Here is a 6,999-nt window from a genome sequence, read left to right as displayed (position 1 = left end):
TGAGGATCCAGCCAGCGCTTGATCGGCGTTTCCTCAGCAACCCAGTCTGCCAGTCCGCCTGGCTCAAAATCTGCGGCAGTCATGGCTGTCTTGACAGCGCCTGGCGCCAAGCCAAAAACTTGGATATTTTGATCCGCATAGTCCAAGGCTATCTGCTTGGTCAAACCAGCTAGAGCATGCTTAGAGGCTGTATAGGCTGCACCGCCTCCGCCAGCCAAAAAACTAGCAATCGAGCACATATTAATGATGATACCAGACTTTTTCTCCAGCATTTTCTGAAGGTAAAAACGAGTGATTTTCATGGTTGCGGTCAGATTCAGCGCAAAAATTCGCTCCCAATCCTCGTCACTTGTCTCGTGCAAGGGACGATAATCGTCCAAAATACCGGCCGTATTACAGAGAATGTCCACTTCAGGCAAGCTAGTGAAAAGTGGTGTCAAATCATCTGTCAAATCCATTTTAAAAAAACGTAGTTCATTTAGAAAACCCGGATTTTCACCCTTATCTACCCCATAAACGCGGTAGCCATTTTCCAAAAAGGTCAGAGCCTGAGCTCGGCCGATGCCAGAGCTAGCTCCCGTCACCAGTACCGTCTTAGTCATCTACTTCCACCCAATCTGTAGCCAGCACATCACAAGGAGTTGGACTCCACATGGAGAAGCCCTCCCCTTGGCCTGAAACATTGATGAGGAAATAAGGTGTCACTTCGAGAGCCACCCCATTCTGCTCAATCGTATCAAAGAGCTGGACATAGTTTTCCGCTCCACCCCAGCCTGTACGCACATATTTTTTCTTGGCCTTAAGGCCTGGTAAAATCTCTTCAAATGTCATGGTTTTCTCCTTTTATTTATTGGTAATCATTTACGAATTTGCTGTTAGCAGTCATAGGTAAGTTAAAGCTTCTTCTCCATCTCCACAAAGAGATGAATATCGCCATTACTTTCCTGCGGAATGCGCCTCACCACTTCAAAGCCCATGTTGAGATAAAGCTGCTGGGCCCGGTGATTGAAGTCAGCCACGGATAACCTGATGACTTGGGGCGCAAAATTTTCCATAATAAAGTCCAGAATTTCCTGCAAAAATACAGCGCCCTGACCTTTTCCGCAGTGCTCCGGCTTCATCCCCAAACCAAGCTCCAAAATTCGATCTCCTTTCTGCTCCAAGCAGAAAAATCCATAGAGATTCCCTTCTCGTACCACTTGATAATAACAATCTCCACGCGCTTCTTGGGAGACTATTTCTTCATAATCCTCCAGATCATTTTCCATATCATAAAAGTCATAAGGCGTCTCGTAATGCCAGTTCTTAGCAATTTCTAAAGCATGCTGCTGGCTTAGTGGTTCAATCATCAGCTAGTCCTCTTTTCTTTAAAATTCCCAATAAAATCGTTTCTGGTCTGCTTTTTCACTGCAGCCGAGGCTGCGATAAAATTCATGAGCTGATGAGCGGGAAATGCCTGAATTAATCCGAATCCCTGTGTAGCCTGCGGCTTTTGCCTCTTCACGCAAAGCTTGCATCAGCGCTCTGCCATGCCCCTGACCTTGAAAATCCTGAGCGACGGCCAAAGCCAAGAGATTGAGCAAGGACGGAAAATAGAGACAGTCGTAGCTAGCCGCATGAGCGTAACCTATGACCTGACCGCCTTCTTCAGCTACCAAAATCAAATGCTGGTCACTCTCTAGTAACCTTTTTAGTTGAGCCTCCGTCGCTTCCCTATCGAAGTCATAGCCCAGGCACTCAGCATTAAGCCGCTGAATGGCTGAGGCATCTCTTAGTTTTACTTTACGAATCATCTGTCACCTCATTCTATTCTTTATTATAGCAGAAAGAGAGTGGGACGGAAATCGGTAATTCGTTAAAATTCGATTTCGTCGTCCCACCTCCGCACAGTTGAGTAGGGCTGTAAAAGCTGATGAAATCAGCGTAATAGAGCCCACTCAACCACTGCGTCTTGCTCGACAATCCAAAGATAATTGAGAGGCTAGGACTTTTGTCCCAGCCTCTTTCAATAAACTATTCTCCCATCTGTCCTTTCAACCAAGACTCCGCCTCTTCTAAAGGCTGGTCTGTTAGGACATCTGGCTGAATTGCCTCATTCTCATAAAGCTTGCCCGTGCGATCTAGGATACTCGAGGTAGTCAAGAGCAAAACCGCTCCATCATATAGTTGATAATAATTATTTCCCGTAGTATAGCTTGCCGTTGGCTGACCAAATATTTTAACATTTTCCAATCCCTTAAAAGCTAAAACAGTCATCTCTCCTGAGCTACCTGTCTTCCCATTGGTAAGGACAGCTATTGGTACTTTCTTTGCTTTCTCATTAGTCTGCTCCAAACCAAGCTGCTTCAGAACATCTGACCGAGAAACCGCGCTCTTGCTTCCATTTTTATAAACGAATTGGAAGAGATCTTCATCAGGCAAAAGAGAGGACAGTCCAGCAATCATCGGATACATATTCCCGCCGGTATTGTCTCTCAAATCCACAAGAACCGCCTGATAGTCATCCTTTTTAAGAGCTGCTGACAGTTTCTCAGCATAAGCCTTCGCTGCCTGTGCATCACCAGTGAAAGCAGGAACTTTTAAATAGAGAACTCCCTCTCGATTCTGCACTTCAGGCTGGTTTTTGCTTTCTGGACTATTTTCGGGATTATCCTGTGGATTTAAAAAATAAGAATGTTTTCCGCCAGCCTCTTTGGTTAATTTTTCCAAGACAGGATAGGTATCTTGATATGTCTTAGCTGATTCAAGCTTCTCCAAGGCTTTCTTCTTCTCATTTTCCCAGTCTTTGTCCGTATAAAGACCGAAATCAAGCTTTTTCACAACCGAGCGAGCGTAGTCTTGCGGACTAGGTGGGAAAAGAAAAATGCCATAGTCTGGACCAAAGTAGGCCAGAAAACCCATTAAAAGAGCAAGCAAAACCATTACTGTCCCCAAGCAGCCTAAAAGGACTTTTTTCATAATTGCACAACCTTTCTTGTGAGGATTCCTGAGCTGATTATAGCAAAATAGAGACACGTTTTCCATGTCTTTACCTTACATTTACCATCGTCAATCTTACATTTTTGTAAGATTATTTCGCTTAAATCTACAGAAGCTTATTTCCATCTCTCACTCTTGGAAAATGCAATCATGAGACCCGAACCAGCTAGGACTGCCAAAATAACAAGACAGATATTTTTCAGGGGATAGAGCCAGTCTTTATTTTCCTCATGCCATCTTGACTTCCAAAGGCCAACATAGTCAGCGCTCATATGTTCAGGTTGATTCAGCTGGATATTGATCACAATGGCTAGTAAGATAAGGGCAAGTAAGGCAAGCGCAGACAGCCAAACCTTCTTCTTTTTCGTTAAGTTAAAACTCTTCATTCTTTTCTCTTTCTACGTTCTGTTCAGAACAACTTTTTTACACTATTTTTCTTTCACTTCTATTTCTGAATGGCGGTAGCCATAGCCAAAGTAAATCAAAATTCCCAAAAGCAGAGCGATGCCAAAGGCCAACCAAGTGTCCCAGGTGTATTGAGTCATAAAGGAAAGGCAGATGATAATAGATAAAATAGGAGTTAGAGGCACTAGCGGAGTTTTGAATTCTCCAGCTTTAGGCTGTCCCTTTTCCTTCCGCAACTTCAAAATGGCAAAGGCCAGCATAATCAGATAGGTCAATGTACAGATATTGAGGAAAGAGGCGATGCTAGCAAGAGGAAAGATACCCGCACAAATAGCTGAGGCAATCCCCACTAAGATGGTAGCATTTTGAGGCACGCGGCTAGTAGCAGTTAATTCCTTGAAAGACCGCGGTAAAAGTCCGTCACGCGCTATACTGTAAATCATCCGAGACAAGGCATAGGTCATGGAGATGCAGACGGTAATCAGGGTCAAAATCGCTACGATAGAAACATAATTGGCAGCCCAATCTAGTCCAATACTGCGAAGTGAGAAAGCTACTGCATCTGGAACATTTAGCTTGGTATAGTGGAGCAAGCCTGTCAAGACCAAGGTTACCAAGATATAGAGGATGGTTACAATCCCAAGGGAAAGGACAATGCCGCGCGGCACATTTTTTTGAGGCTCTTTGATCTCATCCACAGACATAGAAATCGACTCAAAGCCCAGAAAAGCAAAGAACATCAGAGAAGCTCCAGCCATAATCCCCGTCTGACCGCCATAAATCTGACCAAAACCAAAAGGCGCAAAGTTAGACCAATTCTCAGGTCGAAGATGGAAAAGCCCAACGAGAATAAAGAGAGCCAAGGCTGAGAATTTTAGGACAACCAAGGCTGAGTTAAAGCGCAGGGCTGCTTTTGAGTTTAGAAGTACTACGCCTGTCACAAAGACCAAAACCAGAATAGGCAACAAATCCACATAAGTCCCTGCTTTTGGATTGAATGTACCATTCAAGGCTGTCGGTAGCTGGATATGAGAGCCGCTCAAAAGCCCTTTCAAGTAAGAACCCCAGCCAGAAGCTACACCTGATATAGCTGTCATAAATTCCATGATGGTCAGCCAACCAGCCAGCCAAGCCGGAAATTCTCCTAAAACAGCGTAAATATAGCTGTAAGCTCCGCCATTAGCCGGAACTCGAGAGGCAAACTCCGCATAAAATAGAGCAGAGATGCTGACACATAGGGCAGAAATCACGATCGACACAATCAGAGCTGGACCAGCATAAGTCGCCGCCCCAATTCCTGTAACCGTGAAAATCCCTGTACCAACCATGGCACCGATCCCTAAAAGAATCAAATCCATCAGTTTCAGGTGCCGCCGCATTCCCGTCCTGTTTTTACTGGCATCCTTTTTTCGAAAAATATTCATAAAATCTCCCTCCAAAGCATAGATGGTTTATTATATCATAGATCATTGGATTTACCAAAATCTCTTTTAAAATGCCACTTTATCGTTTGGCAAAGAAATGCAAAAGAAGAAGCTGGGAAATCCCAACTTCTTACATAGAAACAATTTTACGATAACTGCGGGAAGTAATCATGAAGACGATCACATAGCTGATAAAGAAGATCGCACAGACACCCAGTGTCACAGCCAGCATGAGAGCTGAGTTAAGAACACCAAGAGCAGACAAAATCAAGCTCAGCATATGATAGGCAAAGGTCAGATGGATAAAGGCAAAGGCCAGTGGCAGGAAGAAAACAATCAAGATCTGTTTCCGAATGGTTTGTCTAATTTGTTTCTCATCCAGACCGACTTTTTGTAGAATCACAAAGCGATCCCGATCCTCGTACCCTTCTGAAATCTGCTTGTAGTAGATGATGAGAATAGTTCCCAGCATAAAGACGATTGATAGGAAGATACCGATGAAGAACATGCCACCCAGCATGCCTTTGATTTCTTGCTTATCAAAAGCTGTTACCGAGCCATAGACCGCCTGATTTTCAGGCAAGGTCTGATTAAACTGACTCAATTTTTCTTGGTAAGCATCCCTCAAATTGCGCTGTTCTTCTGCTGACAGCTTTGTATCAAGCCAACCATAATAATTAAGGTTTACAGCATATTTATCCGTCATTGCAGAGAAGATTTGGTCAGGATTTTTAAGAACCATGTAGATTTTCTCTGGGACGATCATGTTCATCTGATCGGGTAAATGACCAAAGATAAAGTCTTCTTTGAGTTCCTCTTTGATTCTAAAGGTCTGACCAGCCAGCTGCAAGTCTTGCTTAGAATCTAACTTCACACCTTGCTGATAAAGTGCCACTTCATCATCCCCAAGATCAAGAGTTTTCCCCGTCATACTCTGATAATCCGCTTCTGAAATAGCCAAAATATACGTTTTCGGTGTGACAAATTTTTGAGCGGCAGCATTGATATCGAGCTGGTTGTCAGCACGACTTGTCACTCCCATCGTATAGTATGGATAGACACCTTTCTTTGTGACTGGCAACTGCTGCTCATTCACAAACTCTGTCAGCACTTGGTCCATCTGCTCACCCGTGGTTCCTTTTCCTTGAATGCTAAAGTCATGAGGAAACATAGCCTTTTGCATGTAGTCACCGCCGGCATAGATATTAGCTCCGCCAGATAAGGTTACCAAGACCATGGTTGATAGGATAGCAATTGTCGCTAGCCCCACCGCATTTTTCTTCATGCGGAAAATCAGGTTGGAAACGGAAATCATGTTATTAGGTTGGTAATAATAGGACTTCCTCTTTTTCAAAAATTGTAGAAAGACTGTAATTCCAGCATTAAAGAGTAGATAGGTGCCTAGAATCACAAAGAGCACCGCGACAAAGAATGTAAAGACTGCTGACAAGGGATTGGTCACTCCTAGTGCAAGGAAATAACCGTATGCCAAGGCTGCAAGCCCAAGTAGTGTCTGCAGGAATAAAAAGCGACTTTTCTTTTCTCCACTATTCTTCTCTTTGACCAATTGTAGCGCATCAAGCTTTCTCAGGCGCAGACCATTGCTAATCATCAAGCAGAAAAAGACAAAGGCGTAGAAAACGGCAACCGCGATAACTACAGCAGGCTGAAAAGTTGACACCAAGACGACCTTTATCGCCATGATTTTCAGCAAGAGAGCATAGATCAACTGATCAAATAAGAGTCCAATCCCTAGTCCAAGGATAAGGGTGACCAGACCAAATACCAGTAATTCAATTACCACCATGACAAAGAGGTGGAATTTATTGAGCCCTAACACACTGTAGAGCCCCAGCTCTTTGGAGCGATTCTTGAAAACAAAGCTATTAGCATAAAAGACGATAATGCTGGTCGTGATGCTGACAATCACCATCCCAAAAGATAGCACCAGAGAAACGGCGCTTGCCCCCGTCATTTTTACTAAATTAGGATTAAAAGTCAGGGAGAAAAAGATGTAGGAGATGGCGATAGCCAGACAGGTCGCCAGAGCGAAAGGATAATAAAGCTTACGATTTTTGATTAAGTTAGAAAGCGCAAGCTTACTAGTTAATCTAAGCATGAGCTTCCACCTCACTTGCCATAACTGTCAGAGTATCGGAAATCTCTTGGAACATCTGCCGCTCGGTCTTGT

8 protein-coding genes are annotated in these 6,999 nt (G+C 43.8%); all 8 read right to left on the bottom strand.

Going from position 1 to position 6,999, the window contains the following annotated elements; genetic code table 11:
- The coding region (locus Q0191_RS00525) for a 3-oxoacyl-ACP reductase (protein ID WP_297662841.1) at window positions 1-602 on the bottom strand (602 nt) is incomplete at its 3' end.
- Window positions 595-831, bottom strand: coding sequence for a DUF2829 domain-containing protein (locus Q0191_RS00520; RefSeq protein ID WP_297662840.1), 237 nt, complete (start codon window positions 829-831; stop codon window positions 595-597). The genes Q0191_RS00520 and Q0191_RS00525, both read right to left, overlap by 8 nt.
- A gap of 62 nt (window positions 832-893) precedes the next feature.
- On the bottom strand, window positions 894-1,349 hold the full coding sequence (locus Q0191_RS00515; protein WP_297662838.1) for a GNAT family N-acetyltransferase: 456 nt from the start codon (window positions 1,347-1,349) through the stop codon (window positions 894-896).
- An 18-nt stretch (window positions 1,350-1,367) separates the two neighbouring features.
- Window positions 1,368-1,793, bottom strand: coding sequence for a GNAT family N-acetyltransferase (locus tag Q0191_RS00510; RefSeq protein ID WP_297662836.1), 426 nt, complete (start codon window positions 1,791-1,793; stop codon window positions 1,368-1,370).
- Between the two features lie 220 nt (window positions 1,794-2,013).
- Entirely contained in the window at window positions 2,014-3,024 is a 1,011-nt protein-coding gene (locus Q0191_RS00505) for a S41 family peptidase (RefSeq protein WP_297662834.1), read from the bottom strand.
- Between the two features lie 71 nt (window positions 3,025-3,095).
- The gene (locus tag Q0191_RS00500) at window positions 3,096-3,365 is read right to left on the bottom strand and encodes a hypothetical protein (RefSeq protein WP_297662833.1); all 270 of its coding nucleotides are present in this window, start codon (window positions 3,363-3,365) and stop codon (window positions 3,096-3,098) included.
- A 42-nt stretch (window positions 3,366-3,407) separates the two neighbouring features.
- Entirely contained in the window at window positions 3,408-4,808 is a 1,401-nt protein-coding gene (locus tag Q0191_RS00495) for an amino acid permease (protein ID WP_297662831.1), read from the bottom strand.
- 130 nt (window positions 4,809-4,938) lie between these two features.
- Window positions 4,939-6,927 carry an FtsX-like permease family protein gene (locus Q0191_RS00490; RefSeq protein WP_148888270.1) on the bottom strand — a complete coding sequence of 663 codons (1,989 nt, stop codon included), beginning with the start codon at window positions 6,925-6,927 and terminating at the stop codon, window positions 4,939-4,941.
- Between the last annotated feature and the right edge of the window lie 72 nt (window positions 6,928-6,999).

It is taken from the genome of uncultured Streptococcus sp., assembly GCF_938036805.1.
GTDB lineage: Bacteria > Bacillota > Bacilli > Lactobacillales > Streptococcaceae > Streptococcus.
Note: the sequence above shows the minus strand (reverse complement) of the source record. Positions and strands in the feature narration are given on the sequence as shown.